The 18776-nt window shown below is 46.0% G+C and carries 11 protein-coding genes; all 11 read left to right on the top strand.

Annotated features, from left to right (window positions below; translation table 11 throughout):
- Positions 1-37 precede the first annotated feature (37 nt).
- Positions 38-3427 carry a response regulator gene (locus AB4161_RS09970; protein ID WP_017059408.1) on the top strand — a complete coding sequence of 1130 codons (3390 nt, stop codon included), beginning with the start codon at positions 38-40 and terminating at the stop codon, positions 3425-3427.
- A 710-nt stretch (positions 3428-4137) separates the two neighbouring features.
- Complete coding sequence (locus tag AB4161_RS09975; protein ID WP_372083284.1) at positions 4138-5820, top strand: ABC transporter substrate-binding protein; 1683 nt, start codon at positions 4138-4140, stop codon at positions 5818-5820.
- Positions 5821-5989: 169 nt separating this feature from the next.
- On the top strand, positions 5990-6976 hold the full coding sequence (locus AB4161_RS09980) for an ABC transporter permease (protein WP_017059409.1): 987 nt from the start codon (positions 5990-5992) through the stop codon (positions 6974-6976).
- A gap of 2 nt (positions 6977-6978) precedes the next feature.
- Positions 6979-8004 (top strand): ABC transporter permease, encoded by a 1026-nt coding sequence (locus AB4161_RS09985; RefSeq protein ID WP_017056648.1) that lies wholly within the window; start codon positions 6979-6981, stop codon positions 8002-8004.
- 2 nt (positions 8005-8006) lie between these two features.
- Complete coding sequence (locus AB4161_RS09990) at positions 8007-8990, top strand: ABC transporter ATP-binding protein (protein ID WP_017063265.1); 984 nt, start codon at positions 8007-8009, stop codon at positions 8988-8990.
- Between the two features lie 74 nt (positions 8991-9064).
- Positions 9065-10060, top strand: coding sequence for an ABC transporter ATP-binding protein (locus AB4161_RS09995; protein WP_372083285.1), 996 nt, complete (start codon positions 9065-9067; stop codon positions 10058-10060).
- Between the two features lie 98 nt (positions 10061-10158).
- Entirely contained in the window at positions 10159-11880 is a 1722-nt protein-coding gene (locus tag AB4161_RS10000) for a glycoside hydrolase family 9 protein (protein WP_372083286.1), read from the top strand.
- A gap of 2 nt (positions 11881-11882) precedes the next feature.
- A complete protein-coding gene (locus AB4161_RS10005; protein ID WP_372083287.1) occupies positions 11883-12767 on the top strand; it encodes a BadF/BadG/BcrA/BcrD ATPase family protein in 885 nt (294 codons plus the stop codon).
- 12 nt (positions 12768-12779) lie between these two features.
- Positions 12780-14741, top strand: a complete 1962-nt coding sequence (locus tag AB4161_RS10010; protein ID WP_372083288.1) for a beta-N-acetylhexosaminidase — start codon at positions 12780-12782, stop codon at positions 14739-14741.
- 128 nt (positions 14742-14869) lie between these two features.
- Positions 14870-17275, top strand: coding sequence for a GH36-type glycosyl hydrolase domain-containing protein (locus AB4161_RS10015; RefSeq protein WP_017066806.1), 2406 nt, complete (start codon positions 14870-14872; stop codon positions 17273-17275).
- A gap of 74 nt (positions 17276-17349) precedes the next feature.
- Positions 17350-18762: a phosphoglucomutase/phosphomannomutase family protein gene (locus tag AB4161_RS10020; protein WP_372083289.1), complete on the top strand. Its 1413-nt coding sequence runs from the start codon at positions 17350-17352 to the stop codon at positions 18760-18762.
- Positions 18763-18776 lie beyond the last annotated feature (14 nt).

Consider the following 18776-nt stretch of genomic DNA (forward strand, 5'->3'; position numbering starts at 1 on the left):
TTTTAGCAGTACATCAAAGGAAAGTAGTACCCAATTTATGTTTAGATTCTATCGTAAGCAGAAGTTTAAGCGCCTTCAAAATACCCTAATGCTGGCATTTCTTGTCCTCAGTATTACCCCTGTGACACTTATCGCGATATTTTTCCTCCAATCGCACAGTCAGGATCTCCAAGAACAAAGCACCTCACACCTTGTTTCGGTTCGTGATACTAAGCAGCAGCAAATTGTCGATTACCTACAAGCTCAAGAATCCCAAGTGATGGGCTTTGTTCGCTCAGAATTGGCCAATGCCAGTGGCGGGCGATTTTATGGTTTGATCAATGCATTTCAACGATTGGGGTTAGATATTGACGAGGCACGCAGTAATGCACAGCAGCGCTATATTCAAGGCTCTGGCGATCAAATCAAAACGTCGATCCTCCCTGAATCCAGCAGCTTTATTGGCAGCGAGCGTTATCGCCTGCTCCACAAGCGCTACCATAATGCTTACCTAGAACTGCTTAAACGCTCTGATTTTGACGATATTCTCTTAGTTGATATCAACGGTAACGTCGCTTATTCCGTCTTTAAAAATGACGATTACGGCACCAACCTGCTGACAGGAAAATACAAGGACTCCAACCTAGGTATTACCTTTCAACGACTAGCCAAAGACGTAACCGACCGACGCAAATCTAACGAAGATTACACGCCGGTTATCGTTTCTGACTTTAAAGACGAGAATGGCAAACAGACCGCATGGCTAGGCGCACCTATCGTTCAACAAGGCTACCTACACAGTTACGCGATGTTTAGGCTACCAATCAACGGCATTACTAAGTTGATTGCGGATCTCAACAAGAGTTCGAATATTCAAACGCTGCTTGTAGGTGATGATCACCTGCCGCGTAGCCTTGCTCATTCACAAGAATCTATCAACTTGAGCCTAGATGTTGTCGATAAAGCATTGGCTGGCGAAACAGCGGTTGGCACCTTCGACAACACCCTAGATCAAGCGATCATCGCGGCATATACGCCAATTGAGCTGAAATACGCAACATGGGCTCTTGTCGTAGAGCTGCCAGAGAAAGAGGCGTTTGCCCGTATTCATCAGTTAGAAAAGATCTTCGTGATCGTGATGCTAACGGCGATCATTCTGGTAGTCGTTGCATCGCACTATCTGTCTAACTTCATCACATCCCCACTGCTTAAACTGACGTGGGCTGCCGAAAAAGTATCGGCGGGTGATCTCGATGAAACCATGATCAATACCGAGCGCAAAGATGAGATAGGCCGACTCGCGGTGAGCTTCGAAAGAATGCAGCGATCTATTCGTGAAAAAATGCAGCTCATCAAAAGCCAAAACGATGAGCTTGAGGACAACCTTAAGACCATTCAAAAGCAAAACGAAGAGTTACAACTGGCAAATAAACTCAAAGATGAGTTCTTAGCGACTACTTCACATGAATTGAGAACACCACTGCATGGCATGGTGGGTATCGCTGAAGCGTTGATATCTGGAGCTAACGGCCCTATTCCTGCTAATCAGAAATATCAGTTGGATATCATCATCAATAGCGGTCAGAGATTGGCGACCTTGGTTGATGATCTGCTTGATTATCACAAGATGCGCTATGGCAGCTTAGATATTAAGAAATCAGCCGTTGATTTGTCGGCAGCCACCAGCTTGGTCCTAGAGTTGTCTCATCACCTATTGGGCAATAAGCCAATCCGTATTATTAACCAAGTCCCAAGTGATTTAGGTCTGGTTTCATCGGATCCTCAACGACTTGAGCAAGTGATGTATAACTTGGTCGGCAATGCCATCAAGTACACCTCAGAAGGTAAAATTGTTATCTCTGCCAGCGTTATCGATGACAACATTCGTGTACAAGTTGTCGATACTGGCCAAGGTATACCGGCCGAGTACCTTGAGCACATCTTTGAGCCATTGATTCAAGCAGGCCAAGATGCGAGTAACTACCGCCAAGGTGCAGGGCTTGGACTATCGATCAGCCGTCAGTTGATCGAGCTAATGGGCGGTTCACTGTACGTAAGTAGCCAACCAATGCTTGGCACTACGTTTAGCTTTACCCTGCCCCTAGCGACTCAAGGTGAGCTGGACAGTTACAACGAATCAGGTCACTACTCTCACTTCCAAGCGCCTGATTTAATTGATAACAGCCAACAAGAAAACAGTGTTATCAGTGAAAACCCAGATGGCCCGTTATTGGTTATCGCCGATGATGAGCCGGTTAACCTGCGAGTATTAGACAGCTTCTTGAAGTTAGAAGGTTATCGAGTACGTACTGCATGTGATGGCCCTGAAACCATTGAACTGATTGAGAAAGAGAAGCCAGAGCTGCTTCTGCTCGACATAATGATGCCAGGAATGAGCGGCTATCAGGTTTGTGAAGCACTGCGTAAACAATATGACCATGCTCAGTTGCCAATCATCATGCTAACGGCACTCAACCAAGCAGAAGACCGTGTTCGAGGTTTCGAAGCGGGTGCCAATGACTACTTGTCTAAACCGTTCAACAAACAAGAACTGGCGGCTCGAATTACAGCACATCTATCAGCAAGCAAAGCCGAACAGAGACGCCTTGAAAACGATCAACTGCAACTCGAACTCAAACATAGAGCGATGGTTGAAGCTAACTTGCTAGAAACTCAAGGCCGCTTATTGGAGCAGCTAGAATCGGCACCTGAAGCCATCATCTGTATTCGCGATGACCAACGCATTCGTTTTGCCAACGAAGCCGCAGCGAAGCTATTCAGACGCGGACAGGAGCAACTCAAACGCTCAATGGCTGACGAGATCATTGCACCTAAATACCTTAAGGTAGAACAAGCCCACTACTGCGGTGACATTGATATCTATATAGATGACACACGTCAGCGCATACCAAGTGACATCCTTAAGCTGCCTGAAGGCTCAGGGCTCGACACCATGTATATCTTTAATGTAGGTGGTGGTGTTAACTCAAACCGAATCAATAACCTTGAAACGGCGGTTGAGGCTCTCTCTAGTTATGCCTTTGAAGGCGACAAAGATAAGTTACAGCAGCTGAAAGAGCTTGGCGGAGAATTTACTCGTCTTGCTGACAAGGCAACCGGTGAAGGTAAAAACAAGCAAGAGTTAATGCGTGAGGTACTGGTCGATGCGATGACTAATGCCATCATCTACTGGGAATCGGTGACTGGTGAGACCAAGTTTGCTTTCGCAGAAAAGAGTGGCTTGTGGCGTGTCTACTTAGACCGCAGTACGCTTCAAACGCGAACGTTGGACAAATACCTACGCGTAGAAACGCTGCCAAAAACACCTCGCTGGCGAACGGTATTGAGCTCTATCGAATTCATACTCGAACACTGCAAAGAGCAAACACCAGAAAGAACACACATTGAGATGCTCAGAGACAAGCTACAGAAATTACTGACCAGTTAATCCTGAACTAACATCACGATACTTCGAATAATGAAGCCCACCTTGTGTGGGCTTTTTTGTGCATGGCATTCCAGTAAAAGGCACAATAACGCCTCTTTGAAACCACTTTTTTCACATCATTAAACAAGCGAAATATCACGTTACTTGAGCGTAAACAGCACTGTTAAAATCCGCGGTTACTTGCCCTTTTCTTCACCATTCTTAACCATTAGCTGACTCTTTGTTGCAGTTTGAGAAGCGAGTCACAACAGAACGGCAGATTTAATTTTCTAGGGAAATTTAACGTAAAACGAGCAAGTGACCAAGATCTACAATTACATTAAAACAGCACAAGGCTATATAATTAAAAGAACAAAAAGTAAGTAAACACTAACATTCAATTACCAACACAAATTCAATTGCGAGTCACATCACCATAACAATTGCGTGCAAAAAACCATCAAACCACCCTATTTTGACGTTAATGACGTGTGGTTATGTGTTTTTAACGTTTTTGACGGGAAACGAGTTTGATTAATTCATCGATAAGGTGTTTTCTTACTCCTGCCAAAGGCCTACAGGCCACTCTTACCACTTCTCGGAATCAACGATGAATCTGGAGCAACGAAGAAGAGGTAGGCCTTTAACTAGAGTGTGTATCTACTAAACCATTTAGCGACAGATAGCATTCAATCCATTAGTGAAATGAAAGCAAATAGTAAGGAACAGCTATGCTTGCCAATATAAAAAAAACAGCAATAGCAACAGCAATTATTGCGACCGCTACAACAGGTTTTGCATCAGTAGCAACAGCTGCAGAACGCAGTGAACTGACCGTTCACCCGAAAGAGTACACTACATTCGTACGTAACTTTAACCCGTACCTTGGTGCTACTAACCTACATACTACAACTGACTTCATGTACGAGCCGCTAGTAGTATTTAACGAAATGCACGGTAACACTCCAGTGTTCCGTCTAGCTGAAAACTTCAAGATGTCAGATGATCTGATGAGCGTAGTTTTCGACATTCGTAAGGGTGTTAAATGGTCTGACGGAGAAGCTTTCTCTGCTGATGATGTTGTTTTTTCTTTCAACCTTGTAAAAGAGAAGCCAGAGCTTGACCAATCTGGTATCAACTCTTGGGTAACTTCTGTAGAAAAACTGAACGACAACCAAGTTAAGTTCAGCCTAACAGAAGCAAACTCGAACGTACCTTATGAGATTGCCAAAGTACCTGTAGTACCTAAGCACATCTGGAAAGACGTTAAAGATCCATCAACGTTTACCAATGAAAACCCAGTTGGTTCTGGTCCATTTACAGAAATCGATACGTTTACAGCGCAACTATACATCCAGTGTGCAAACCCGAACTACTGGGATGCAGACAACCTAGATGTTGACTGTCTACGTGTTCCACAAATTGCGAACAACGACCAATTCCTAGGTAAAGTTGTAAACAGTGAAATGGACTGGACGTCTTCTTTCGTTCCAGATATCGATCGTACATACGCAGCAGCTAGCCCTAAACACCACTACTGGTACCCGCCAGCAGGTACACAGGCATTCATCGTTAACTTCAAGCACCCTGATGCTGCGAAGCATGAAGCATTGAGCAACGTTGACTTCCGTCGTGCTTTCTCTATGGCTCTTGACCGTCAAACTATCATCGACATCGCATTCTACGGTGGCGGTACTGTGAACGATTTCGCATCGGGTCTTGGCTACGCGTTTGAAGCTTGGTCTGATGAAAAAACTCACGACAAGTACAAAGGCTTCAACACTTACAACGCTGAAGGCGCGAAGAAGCTTCTTGCTGACGCTGGCTTCAAAGATGTGAACAAAGATGGTTTTGTTGACACTCCATCAGGCAAATCTTTCGAACTAATGATTCAATCGCCAAACGGCTGGACTGACTTCAACAACACAGTTCAACTAGCGGTAGAACAACTGAACGAAATCGGTATTAAAGCGAAAGCTCGTACACCTGATTTCTCTGTTTACAACCAAGCAATGCTTGAAGGTACATACGACGTAGCATACACAAACTACTTCCACGGTGCGGATCCATACACGTACTGGAACAGTGCTTACAACTCATCACTACAATCTGGTGATGGTATGCCTCGTTTCGCAATGCACTTCTACAAAAACGACAAGCTAGATGGTCTTCTAAACAGCTTCTACAAAACAGCTGATAAGAACGAACAGCTAGATATTGCACACGGTATCCAGCAAATCATCGCTGCAGACCAAGTGACAATCCCTGTGATGTCTGGTGCTTACATGTACCAATACAACACAACTCGCTTCACTGGTTGGTGGAACGAAGAAAATCCAAAAGGCCGTCCAAACATTTGGGCTGGTATTCCAGAGCGTCTACTTCATGTACTGGACCTAAAACCAGTTAAATAAGTAATCGTTCAATCCTTGCGGCGTAACCTCTTACGCCGCTTATAAAAATCCCCACACTCTCAATTGAAAGTATGGCGCTAGTCGTCAGGGGATTTTTCGTTCCAAATTTCGCTAGGAGCGACCTGAATCCAGAAACAGGGAAACAATCTGGGTGAGTAAGGTGTGAGTTATGGGTTATTTTTTAAGACGTTTGTCATTTTATTTTGTCGCGCTATTAGTTGCTGCGACGTTAAACTTTATTATTCCAAGAGCAATGCCTGGTGACCCAGTTACCATGATGTTTGCGAACGCTTCTGTACAAGTTACTCCAGAGCGTATTGCTGCAATGAAAGAACTATTAGGCTTCGTTGATGGTGGCTACTTAGTTCAATACGTGGCGTACATGAAGAACATTCTTAGCTGGGAACTTGGTACATCAATTCAATTCTACCCACTTTCTGTAAACACACTGTTGGGTGGAGCATTCGGTTGGTCGCTTTTCTTAGCCGGCACCGCAGTTATTCTTTCTTTCTCGATTGGTTCAATCCTAGGTATTTTCGCAGCGTGGAAACGCGGCAGTAAGTACGATGCCTTCGTAACGCCAGGGATGCTGATTCTACAAGCCGTTCCTCAAGTTGTTATCGCGATGATTGCACTATTTACCTTTGCAATTGGCTTGAAGTGGTTCCCAACAGGGTATGCCTACACCGCTGGTACTATACCTGATTGGACAAGCTGGGCATTCATTAAAGATGTCGCTTACCACGCCTTCTTACCACTGTTCTGTGCTTCTGTTGTTCAAATTGGTGGCTTCCTAGTAAACATGCGTAACAACATGATCAACCTACTAGCCGAAGACTACATCACCATGGCGAAAGGCAAAGGCCTGAGCGAAAACCGAGTGGTATTCAACTACGCAGCTCGTAACGCGATGCTACCTAGTGTGACAGCCCTGTCAATGTCGCTAGGTATGGCAATCGGCGGTCAGTTAATTATCGAAATCATCTTTAACTACCCAGGTCTTGGCAGCGTACTTTTCAACGCAATTAACGCTCGTGACTACCAAGTACTGCAAGGTCAGCTGCTTATCATGACGCTATTCATGCTGTTCTTTAACCTAGTTGCAGACATGCTTTACGTTGTTCTTGACCCTCGTCTTCGTAAGGGTGGTAAATAATCATGAAAGACTTTTTAAAACTCATTTGGCGTAACCCGATGGCCCTAACAGGCGTCATCATCCTAAGTATTTTTATTCTTGGCGCGATTGCAGCTCCATTAATCACCAAACATGTACCAGACAAGCGTACAGGTAACCCACACGAATATCCTGGTTTCGTGGTGAAGTCTGCACAAACTAACCCTGATGGCTGGGTTGCTCAAAATCTAGCAGACGACCGTCGTACATTGATCATGTCTAAAAAGGCAGACCACGTACTAGGTACAACTCGTATGGGTCGTGACGTTTGGTCTCAAGTGGTATACGGCGCACGCGTATCTCTTGCTGTAGGTTTTGGTGCGGGTCTAACCGTATGTTTACTCGCAACTGTTATTGGTGTTTCTGCAGGTTACTTCGGTGGCCGTGTCGATGACGTTCTAACAGCCGCAATGAACATCATGCTGGTAATCCCTCAATACCCATTACTGTTCGTAGTAGCAGCCTTTATCGGTGAGGCAGGGCCACTCACCATAACCTTGGTTATCGGCTTTATGTCTTGGGCTTGGGGTGCCCGTGTTGTTCGCTCCCAAACCTTAGCACTGCGTGAAAAAGAGTTTGTAAAAGCCGCTGAAGTTTTGGGTGAATCTTCATTCCGCATCATCTTCGTAGAGATTCTGCCAAACCTTATCTCTATCGTTGGCGCAAGCTTCATCGGTTCGGTGATGTACGCAATCATGATGGAAGCAACCATCTCGTTCCTAGGTCTTGGTGACCCGAACACAATCAGCTGGGGCATCATGCTTTACAACGTTCAAACCTCTTCATCAATGCTGATTGGCGCTTGGTGGGAACTGCTGGCTCCTTGTATCGCACTGACACTACTTGTAACTGGCCTTGCTCTACTTAACTTCGCGGTCGATGAAATTGCTAACCCGCAACTGCGTTCTCACAAAGGCATGAAGCGTTGGAAGAAACTAGCAGCTCAAGACAAAGAAGAACGTGAACCAGAACTACCACCACAAAATGCACTTTGGAGCGGAGATAAATAATCATGTCTGAACCACTAATTTCTATCCGCAACTTATGCGTGGATTACATCACAGAGTCTGGCGATGTTCGTGCGTGTAACAACGTAAGTTTCGACATCGCTCCAGGTGAAGTCTTCGGCCTAGCTGGTGAATCTGGCTGTGGTAAATCAACGGTCGCTTTCTCTCTTATGCGTCTTCATAAGCCGCCCGCTTACATCAGTGGTGGTGAGGTTATCTTCAACGGTGAGAACATCCTTGAATACAGTGATGACCGTATGCAGTCGTTCCGTTGGAGTGAGATGTCGATGGTATTCCAGAGCGCGATGAACGCACTCAACCCAGTACTACCGATGGAAGAGCAGTTCTGTGACGTAATCATGCGTCACACCAACATGACTCGCGAGCAAGCTAAGCAGCGTGCTGAAGGTCTACTTGAAATCGTCGATATTCACCCGAGCCGATTGAGTGACTATCCTCACCAATTCTCTGGCGGCATGCGTCAGCGCTTGGTTATTGCTATCGCGTTAGCACTGAATCCAAAGCTGATCATTATGGATGAGCCGACAACCGCACTTGATGTGGTTGTGCAACGCGAAATCCTACAAAAGATCTATGCACTAAAAGAAGAATTTGGCTTCTCAATTCTGTTCATCACCCATGACTTGTCATTGATGGTCGAGTTCTCTGACCGCATCGGCATCATGTACTCAGGTGAGCTAATCGAAGTGGCTAACTCTCAAGATATTCTAGAAAACCCTTACCACCCTTACACCAAAGGGCTGGGAAGTTCTTTCCCTCCACTGACAGGGCCAAAGACAAAGTTAGCAGGTATTCCGGGTAACCCTCTGAACCTGTTAGAGATCCCTGAAGGGTGTCGTTTCCAAGCTCGTTGTGACCGTGTACATGAAAAGTGTACCAAGGTGCCAACCAAGCTGCGTTCTATCGACCCGGGACATTTGTCTAACTGCCACCTGTACGGTGACCCAATAGTACAAAGGAAGCTATAGCTTGCGTGAATAACGAACAAGGCGGCTCGACCGCCTAAAAACAAGCAAAGCGAATAAGGATTCTGGAGACAATTATGAGCAAAGATTTCGGTCAATTATTGGTAGAAGGCAAGAATGTCGTAAAAGACTTCCCAATAAGCAGTACCACCATTCAAACCCCAATGATGCGTGCGATTAACGACGTGTCATTCAAGATGTACAAAAGCCGTGGCCTAGCAGTGGTTGGTGAGTCTGGTTCAGGCAAATCAACAACCGCAAAAATGATCGCAAAAATGTACGCACCTTCAGGCGGCACGATCGAATACAAAGGTCGTGATATCCAAGAGATCTCAAGCAGAAAAGAGCTTATGCACTACCGTGAAGGCGTGCAGATGGTATGGCAAGACCCGTTTGGTTCATTGAACCCAACACACAATATCTTCCACCACATTGCTCGACCACTGTTGATCCACAAGAAAGTATCTCCGGGCAACAAGAAAGAGCTAGAAGAACGCGTTTACGATCTTTTAGAGCAAGTAGGTCTCATTCCGCCAAAAGAGACGGCGAAGAAATACCCTCACCAACTGTCTGGTGGTCAGCGTCAACGTGTCAACCTAGCCCGCAACATCGCGGTAGGTGCCGAAGTTGTACTAGCCGATGAGCCAACTTCAATGCTTGATGTATCGATTCGTGCCGGTGTTTTGAACCTGATGGAAGAGATGAAGTTCGAGAAGCAAATGTCTCTGCTTTACATCACTCACGATATCGCAACCGCTCGTTACATCGCTGAAGACCTTTCGGTGATGTACGTGGGACACATGGTGGAATGGGGCGATACCGATGACGTGATTGCTAACCCTCAGCACCCATACACCCAATTGCTTGTTTCGGCCGTTCCAGATCCTAAGAAGTCGATCCACGAGCAACTTGCAGGCAACAAAGGTGAGATTCCTCTGTGGACACCAGTATCAGCAGGCTGCCCATTTGCAGGCCGATGTACTCACGCAATGGATAAGTGCAAAGAGCAGCTACCAGGGGTTACGCAGCTCGCTGATAACCACTTTGTGCGCTGTTACCTACACGAAAGCTAAGCAATAAAACCCAAGTTAGGGTCTTCGGACCCTAACTATTTATATCCAAAACATTCAAGTACCTAGCCAATAGAAACTAGGACTGTCGGAGAATATTGATGCTGTTATTGACCAACCATATTGGCTATGAGTCCACAGGCCCGAAGCAAGCTATCCTACAAACTAAGAAAGCTCGCCTATCAAGCACTACGGCTCTACTCGTCTGTGCTGACAACCATATGACTGTCGGAAATTTTGATGTGGTTAAACAAGGCCGCGTAGCAAATTGGCATCAAGGGCAATTCTTCACTATTGATTTCAGTTCAGTCACTGAATCTGGTCGCTACTACCTACGTTTTGACAACCTGCGTTCAGAAGTATTTGAGATTGGTAGCAACCTATTAATGAACCACACGTTTTCTGATGTGCTTCATTACTTTAAGTCACAACGCTGTGGCGGTATTTTCGACAAAAAAGATCAACAGGCACAAATTCTAGGCACTGACAGATACGTCGATGTCCATGGCGGTTGGTACGACGCATCAGGTGATGTCAGTAAATATTTTAGCCACCTGTCTTATGGTAACTACCTAAACCCACAACAAATTCCGATGGTCGTTTGGAACATGCTAAAAAGCGTACGCTTGACTGGCCATAACCCAGACTTCCCGAAATTCTCCATGACTCGTCTAACGGAAGAGGCTCTGTTCGGTGCCGACTTCTTAGTGCGTATGCAAGACGCTGACGGATACTTCTATATGACGGTATTCGACAAATGGAGCAAAGATATCAACCAACGCGATATCTGCGCTTATGCGACTCAAGAAGGTCATAAATCAACGGACTTACAAGCGGGCTACCGACAAGGTGCAGGTGTTGCTATCGCAGCATTAGCCGCAGCTTCTGAGCTTGAAATCTGTGGCAGCTACTCGAGCCACACATACCTTGAAATGGCGGTTAAGGGTTACTGGCATCTAAAAGAGTACAACCTCCAGTATCTAAACGATGGTGAAGAGAACATCATCGATGAGTATTGCGCCCTACTCGCAGCCAATGAGCTGTATCGCGTAACACAAGACCTGCAATACCTATCAGAAGCAAGAACTTGGGCGACTCGTTTAATCTCTCGTCAGCAATCCGATGATTCATTTGAGCACTTCTGGTCGGCAAACTCTGATGGCTCTCGTCCATACTTTCACGCAGCTGAAGCCGGTCTTCCTGTGATTGCACTATGTGAATACATCGACAATGAAACCGATGCTGAATTAAAAGAACAGGCGCGCACAGTTGTTGAACAAGCTTGTCAGTTCGAAATCAAGATCACCGACAAAGTCACCAACCCATTTGGCTATCCAAGACAATACGTTAAATCTGTCGATGGTGATAAACGTGATGCCTTCTTCGTCGCTCAACAGAACGAAACCGGTTACTGGTGGCAAGGCGAGAACGCACGCCTTGGCTCACTCGCAACCATGGCTTACCTAGTTCAACCGCACATTAAAGATAGCGAACTTCAAGAGCGCTTAATCCAGCTTTCACAAAATAGCCTTGATTGGATCTTGGGCCTCAACCCATACCACATGTGCATGCTCGATGGTCATGGCCATAACAACCCAGACTACCTACCTCAGCTTGGGTTCTTCAATGCGAAAGGCGGTATCTGTAATGGCATCACAGCTGGTTTTGAAGATGAACAAGACATTGCGTTCAATCCACCAGCACAAAAAGATGACATGCTTCAAAACTGGCGCTGGGGTGAGCAATGGATCCCTCATGGTGCGTGGTTCTTATTAGCAACCGCTGCACAGTTCAACTTCTTAGCTCAGCGTAAGGAGCAATAATAATGACTCTTTACTACGTAGGTATTGATGGTGGTGGTACTTCTTGTCGTGCTCGTATTCGTGACGACCAAGGCAAATTGATTGGTGAAGCGAAAAGTGGCAGTGCCAACATCCTTTTGGGTGTTGATGTTGCGATGAGCTCAATTATTGATGCCATTACAAAAGCAGCACAACAAGGGCAACTCAACTCAGACCATTTTTCAAATATGCATGTTGGCCTAGCACTGGCTGGCGCTGAGCAAAAATCAGCATGGTTCGACTTCATGGCTCAACCACACCCTTTCGCAAGCATGACACTAAATACCGACGCTTATGGCGCTTGCATTGGTGCTCACAATGGCCAAAACGGCGCAATCATGATCGGTGGTACGGGTTCTTGCGGTATCTTCCTAAAAGACGGTGAGCAATATGTGGTTGGCGGTCGTGAATTTCCGATTTCAGATCAAGGCGGCGGCGCAGTCATGGGCTTACGTTTGATTCAACAAGTCTTGCTTGCAGAAGACGGTATTCGCAACAAAACCCCGCTGACTCTACATGTGATGAATCACTTTAATAATGATGTGGATGCCATTGTCGAATGGTCAAAAGGTGCTATTCCAAAGGATTACGGTCAATTCTCACCAGTTATTTTTCAACTCGCTAATGAAGGTGACGAACTGGCTATCGAGATGCTCAAGCAAACCGCCGCTAATATCGAAATGTTTGTACTAGCACTGCATCACAAAGGTGCGGACAAGGTATGCCTGATGGGAAGTATCGCAGAGCGAATTCTCAACTGGCTATCACCACCAGTACAGCAATGGATCGTTAAACCTCAATTCGACGCTATAGAAGGCGCATTGATGTTTGCCGGGAAACCACAACACAACTTGTATCAACAGGCTTAGCAGGGAAGTTATATGAATTATCGCATCGACTTAGCTGTTCTTTCTGAACAAAAAAATAACTGCCGATTTGGCCTTACGGTACATAACTTAAGTGACCTCGACGTAACAGATTGGTCTCTGCACTTTGCATTTGATCGATTCATCCTTCCAGAAAGTTTATCGCAAGGTGAACTGACTCAAGTTGGAAGCTTTTGTTCGTTCAAACCAAGTTCGTCAGTGTTAAAGGCGAACAACCATTACTACCTTGAATTCAGCATTCAAAGCGCCCCATTCCGTTTTTATTCTGACGGTCTAAACGATGCCTTTATCCAAACGCATCACCAAGGCGAAACCTCGGTGCTGCCAGTCGCGATATCACCTATTGTTCTGGCGTCACCATACCGTGAACGCAATCAAATACCTGAAGTTAACGCTGCTGAGATTGCATTGATTCCTCAGCCTAATCAGATCGAATTTCAGCAAGGTAGTTTCGCGCTAAGTAACTTCGCGCTAAATAACGACTGCAGAATTGAGGTTCAATCTCATCTTGCTGATAAGGCAGTCTCTTGGTTCCAGCAAGAGTTGCTCTCGACCTTTGAGCTGTCTCTTTCGACCGCGCTTTCAGCTGAACTTTCAAAAGACGAAAGCGGCAACATTCTATTTCGCAGCAACCCGACGTTAGATGAAGCCGAATACAAACTGACCATCACTGCACAACAGATTATTGCTGAATCAGGCAGCCAGTCGGGCTTTACACACGCTGTGGCAAGCTTGATTCAACTAGTTCAACAACTGGACGCAGAGAACTTCTCTCTACCATGTTGCAAGATAGCCGACCAACCGCGCTTTAAGTACCGCGGCATGATGTTGGACTGCGCTCGTCACTTCCACTCAGTAGAGCAAGTGAAGCGTTTAATCAATCAACTGGCGCACTACAAGTTCAACGTATTTCATTGGCACCTAACTGACGATGAAGGTTGGAGAATTGAGATAAAGAGCCTGCCACAGCTAACAGAAATTGGCGCTTGGCGTGGCCCTGATCATGCACTAGAGCCGCAATATACCCACATTGCGGAAAACTACGGCGGCTTCTACACGCAACAACAAATTCGTGAAGTCATTGAATATGCAGAGCAACGCAGCATCACGGTGATCCCAGAGATCGATATTCCGGGACACTGCCGTGCCGCAATCAAATCACTGCCTGACATGCTGGTAGAGCAAGCGGATACCACTCAATACAAGAGCATTCAGCACTACAACGACAATGTACTAAACCCAGGTTTGCCCGGTACTTACCAATTTCTAGATGCAGTTATTGAAGAAGTCGCAGAGCTATTCCCGAGCGAATTGATTCACATGGGTGCAGACGAAGTGCCACCCGGTGTGTGGACCAACAGCCCTGCTGCTCAAGCATTGATGAAAGAACACCAGTACCAAGACAGCAAAGACCTACAAGGCCACCTATTCCGCTATGCCGAAAACAAGCTTAAGCAACTCGGCAAACGCATGGTCGGCTGGGAAGAAGCACAGCACGGCGACAAAGTGAGTAAAGAGACCATCATCTACTCATGGCTCAGTGAAGAAGCGGCTGTCAATTGCGCTCGCCAAGGCTTTGATGTGGTGTTGCAACCTGCACAGTTTACCTATCTCGACATGACCCAAGATTATGCACCGGAAGAGCCGGGCGTAGATTGGGCTGCCGTTATCCCATTAGAACAAGCTTATACCTACGAAGCGCTTGCTGAGATATCCGACACCGACCCAATTCGTAAGCGGATCCGCGGAATTCAGTGTGCTCTATGGTGTGAGATCGTCACCAACCAAAAGCGTATGGATTACATGGTATTTCCAAGAATTAGCGCTTTAGCTGAAGGATGTTGGACACATAAAAACAACCGAAACTGGCTAGATTACCTGTCTCGCCTAAAGGGTCACTTGCCGCTACTCGACAGACTCAATGTTGACTATCGCAACCCTTGGAAAGCTCAATAAAACAAAACCAAAGCAACACTCACATCGAGCGCTTGCTAACTCAAATTAAGGTGCTCAGTCAGATAAGACTCAGCATCACTATTTAAAAATTAGCTGCATAGATGCAGTTTGTTAAAAAGGAAATGACAATGAAATACGGCTATTTCGATAACGACAATCGCGAATACGTCATCACTCGCCCTGATGTACCAGCACCTTGGACCAACTACCTAGGTACTGAAAAGTTTTGTACCGTGATTTCGCACAATGCGGGCGGTTACTCGTTCTACAACTCTCCGGAATACAACCGTGTTACTAAGTTCCGTCCAAACGGCACCTTTGACCGTCCTGGACACTATGTTTACTTGCGTGATGATGAGACGGGTGATTACTGGTCTATCTCTTGGCAACCAGTGGCCAAGAGCCTAGATGAAGCGAACTACGAGGTTCGTCACGGCCTGTCATACTCAAAGTTCAAATGTGAATACAGCGGCATTACCGCAACCAAGACGCTATTCGTACCTAAGGGTGAAGATGCAGAAGTTTGGGACGTTGTATTAAAGAACAACACTGACAAGCCACGTACTATCAGCACTTTCTCGTTTGTTGAGTTCTCTTTCAGCCATATTCAATCAGACAATCAAAACCATCAGATGTCTTTGTACTCTGCGGGCACGTCTTACCAAGAAGGTGTTCTGGAATACGACCTGTACTACAACACTAACGACTTTGAAGGCTTCTACTACCTAGCTTCAACTTTCTCACCAGACAGCTACGATGGCCAACGTGACAACTTCCTTGGTATGTACCGTGATGAAGCAAATCCAATTGCGGTTGAAAACGGTAAGTGTTCTAACAGCGCTCAAACTTGTTACAACCATTGTGGTTCTCTGCACAAGCAATTTACGATTCAACCCGGTGAAGAAGTTCGCTTTGCGTATGTACTCGGTATCGGTAAAGGCAACGGTGAACGCCTACGTGAGAAGTACCAAGACACAGCAAACGTAGACGCCGCTTTCCAAGGCATCAAAGATCACTGGGACGAGCGTTGCAACAAATTCCAAGTTAAGTCGCCAAACGAAGGCTTAGACACAATGATCAACACGTGGACGCTATACCAAGCGGAAACCTGTGTGGTTTGGTCACGCTTTGCATCATTCATCGAAGTTGGCGGTCGTACTGGTCTTGGTTACCGTGATACGGCTCAAGATGCTATTTCAGTACCCCATGCCAACCCACAAATGACCAAGAAACGTATTATCGACCTGCTTCGCGGCCAAGTGAAAGCGGGCTACGGTCTACACTTGTTCGATCCTGACTGGTTCGATCCAGAGAAAGCCGACGTTGAGCCATCAAAATCACCAACAGTTGTTCCAACACCGTCAGATGACGACAAGATCCACGGCATTGAAGATACATGTTCTGATGATCACCTATGGATCGTTCCAACCATCATCAAGTACGTGATGGAAACCGGTGAGCACGACTTCTTCGATGAAGTGATTCCATACGCAGACGGTGGCGAGGCGACAGTTTATGAACACATGAAAGCGGCACTGAACTTCTCTGCTGAATACGTGGGTCAAACGGGTATCTGTAAAGGTCTTCGAGCTGACTGGAATGACTGTTTGAACCTAGGTGGTGGTGAATCTTCAATGGTTTCATTCCTACACTTCTGGGCGCTACAAGAATTCCTAGATCTTGCTAAGTTCCGTAATAACGATGCTGATGTTGCGAAATACACTGAAATGGCAGCTAACGTTCGCGAAGCGTGTGAAACGCACCTTTGGGATGACGAAGGCGGCTGGTACATCCGTGGTCTAACTAAAAATGGCGACAAGATCGGTACCGCTCAACAAGCTGAAGGTCGTGTACACCTTGAGTCAAACACGCTAGCCGTTCTATCTGGTGCTGTATCTCAAGAACGCGGTGAGAAAGCGATGGACGCTGTTGATGAGAACCTTTTCTCAGAATACGGCCTACACCTAAACTCTCCTTCATTTGCAACACCAAACGATGATATCGGTTTCGTAACTCGCGTTTACCAAGGCGTAAAAGAGAACGGCGCAATCTTCTCTCACCCTAACCCATGGGCCTGGGTAGCAGAAGCGAAACTAGGCCGTGGTGACCGTGCGATGAAATTCTATGACGCACTGAACCCATACAACCAAAACGACATGATTGAAACGCGTTACGCAGAACCATACTCGTACGTGCAGTTCATCATGGGTAAAGATCACCAAGACCACGGCCGTGCAAACCACCCTTGGTTAACCGGTACCTCTGGTTGGGCTTACTTCGCGGTAACCAACTTCATTCTTGGTGTTCGTACAGGCTTTGAAGGCTTAACGGTTGATCCTTGTATCCCGACTGATTGGCCAGAATTCGAGGTTACTCGTCAATGGCGTGGCGCAACTTACAACATCACAGTGCAAAACCCGAATGCAGTAAGCAAAGGCGTTGCCTCTATCACTATCAATGGTGAATCAGTTGAAGGCGCTATCCCAGTACAAGCAGAAGGCAGCGTGAACGATGTTGTCGTTGTTCTAGGCTAGTCACGCAATTTAACGAACAGCTCTTGTCTCAAGTCTTTACAGGCTTGAGACAATGAGACTAAAAGGATTTTCTAATGATTAAATTTGGTACAGGTGGCTGGCGCGCTTTCATTGGTGAGGAGTTCACTAGAGAAAACGTCCGTTTGGTAGCGCAAGCACTCGCCAACATCATCAACAACGAAGATGCAGCCAAGAATGGGTTTGTGATCGGCTATGACCGTCGTTTCCTTTCCGATAAAGCCGCATGTTGGTTTGCAGAAGTACTTGCGGCGAACAACATCAAAGTAAGCTTCATCGATAAGTTTGTTCCAACACCTATCGTGATGTTCCAAGCAAAAGAGATGGGATGCACCTACTCGGCGTGTATTACCGCCTCTCACAACCCAGCCGATTACAATGGCATCAAGGTATTCATTGAAGGTGGCCGTGATGCTGATGAGATCATCACAGAGAAGATCGAACAGCAAATCGCAACACTGACCAACGAAGATATTATTCGTGTCGATTTCGAGCAAGCATTAAACGACAAAGAAATCGAGATCATCAACCCGATGAACGACTTTGTTGATTCAATCATCAACTTCATCGATATCGATTCGATCAAGAAAGCGAATCTACGTGTACTGATTGACCCAATGTTTGGCGTTGCAAAAAATGCTCTGCAAACCGTGCTGATTAACGGTCGCTGTGATGTCGACGTCATCAACGATGGCAAAAACCCAGATTTTGGTGGCTTAATGCCGTCGCCAAATGCTGCAACGCTGTATCGCTTGAAGCACTTAGTTGCAGCAGAAGGCTATGACATTGGTATTGGTACTGATGGCGATGCTGACCGTTTGGGAATCATCGATGAGAAAGGTCACTTCATTCACCCTAACGAAGTGCTACTCCTACTTTACTACTACTTGCTGGAATACAAAGGCTGGAAGGGCTCTGTCGTTCGTAACATCGCAACCACACACCTACTGGATAAAGTGGCGGCAGATCATGGTGAGAAGAGCTTTGAGGTTCCTGTAGGCTTTAAGCATATCAGCTCACAAATGGAGGCCGATGACTCTCTGATTGGTGGCGAAAGTTCAGGTGGTTTAACCATTCGTGGTCACATCAAAGGTAAGGATGGCGTATTTGCTTCAAGCTTACTGGTTGAGATGATCAGTGTGACAGGCAAGAAGCTGTCTGAATTACTTGATGAGATTTACTCTAAATATGGCTATGCCTACACCGCAGAAGGCGATTATAAGTTTAAACCTTCAGAGAAAGAAGCGCTCTACACTAAGATCTACGTCGAGAAGCAACTGCCTGAATTTGAATACGAAATTGAAAGAGTCAGCTATGAAGATGGTGCCAAGGTGTACTTCAAGAATGGCGGCTGGGTCATTGCTCGCTTCTCAGGAACAGAGCCGTTACTACGAATCTTCGCAGAAATGGAAGATAAAGACACTGCAGAACGTGTTCTTCAAAAAGTGAAAGACTTCCTCTCTCTATAGGCTTATAGAGTGCA

Source organism: Vibrio sp. 10N.286.51.E5 (assembly GCF_041469125.1).
GTDB lineage: Bacteria > Pseudomonadota > Gammaproteobacteria > Enterobacterales > Vibrionaceae > Vibrio > Vibrio crassostreae_C.

Bases quoted from the DNA above. Each gene is read 5' to 3' on its own strand.
- AB4161_RS09970 (WP_017059408.1), top strand. From the start codon at position 38: ATGTTTAGATTCTATCGTAAGCAGAAGTTTAAGCGCCTTCAAAATACC.
- AB4161_RS09975 (WP_372083284.1), top strand. From the start codon at position 4,138: ATGCTTGCCAATATAAAAAAAACAGCAATAGCAACAGCAATTATTGCG.
- AB4161_RS09980 (WP_017059409.1), top strand. From the start codon at position 5,990: ATGGGTTATTTTTTAAGACGTTTGTCATTTTATTTTGTCGCGCTATTA.
- AB4161_RS09985 (WP_017056648.1), top strand. From the start codon at position 6,979: ATGAAAGACTTTTTAAAACTCATTTGGCGTAACCCGATGGCCCTAACA.
- AB4161_RS09990 (WP_017063265.1), top strand. From the start codon at position 8,007: ATGTCTGAACCACTAATTTCTATCCGCAACTTATGCGTGGATTACATC.
- AB4161_RS09995 (WP_372083285.1), top strand. From the start codon at position 9,065: ATGAGCAAAGATTTCGGTCAATTATTGGTAGAAGGCAAGAATGTCGTA.
- AB4161_RS10000 (WP_372083286.1), top strand. From the start codon at position 10,159: ATGCTGTTATTGACCAACCATATTGGCTATGAGTCCACAGGCCCGAAG.
- AB4161_RS10005 (WP_372083287.1), top strand. From the start codon at position 11,883: ATGACTCTTTACTACGTAGGTATTGATGGTGGTGGTACTTCTTGTCGT.
- AB4161_RS10010 (WP_372083288.1), top strand. From the start codon at position 12,780: ATGAATTATCGCATCGACTTAGCTGTTCTTTCTGAACAAAAAAATAAC.
- AB4161_RS10015 (WP_017066806.1), top strand. From the start codon at position 14,870: ATGAAATACGGCTATTTCGATAACGACAATCGCGAATACGTCATCACT.
- AB4161_RS10020 (WP_372083289.1), top strand. From the start codon at position 17,350: ATGATTAAATTTGGTACAGGTGGCTGGCGCGCTTTCATTGGTGAGGAG.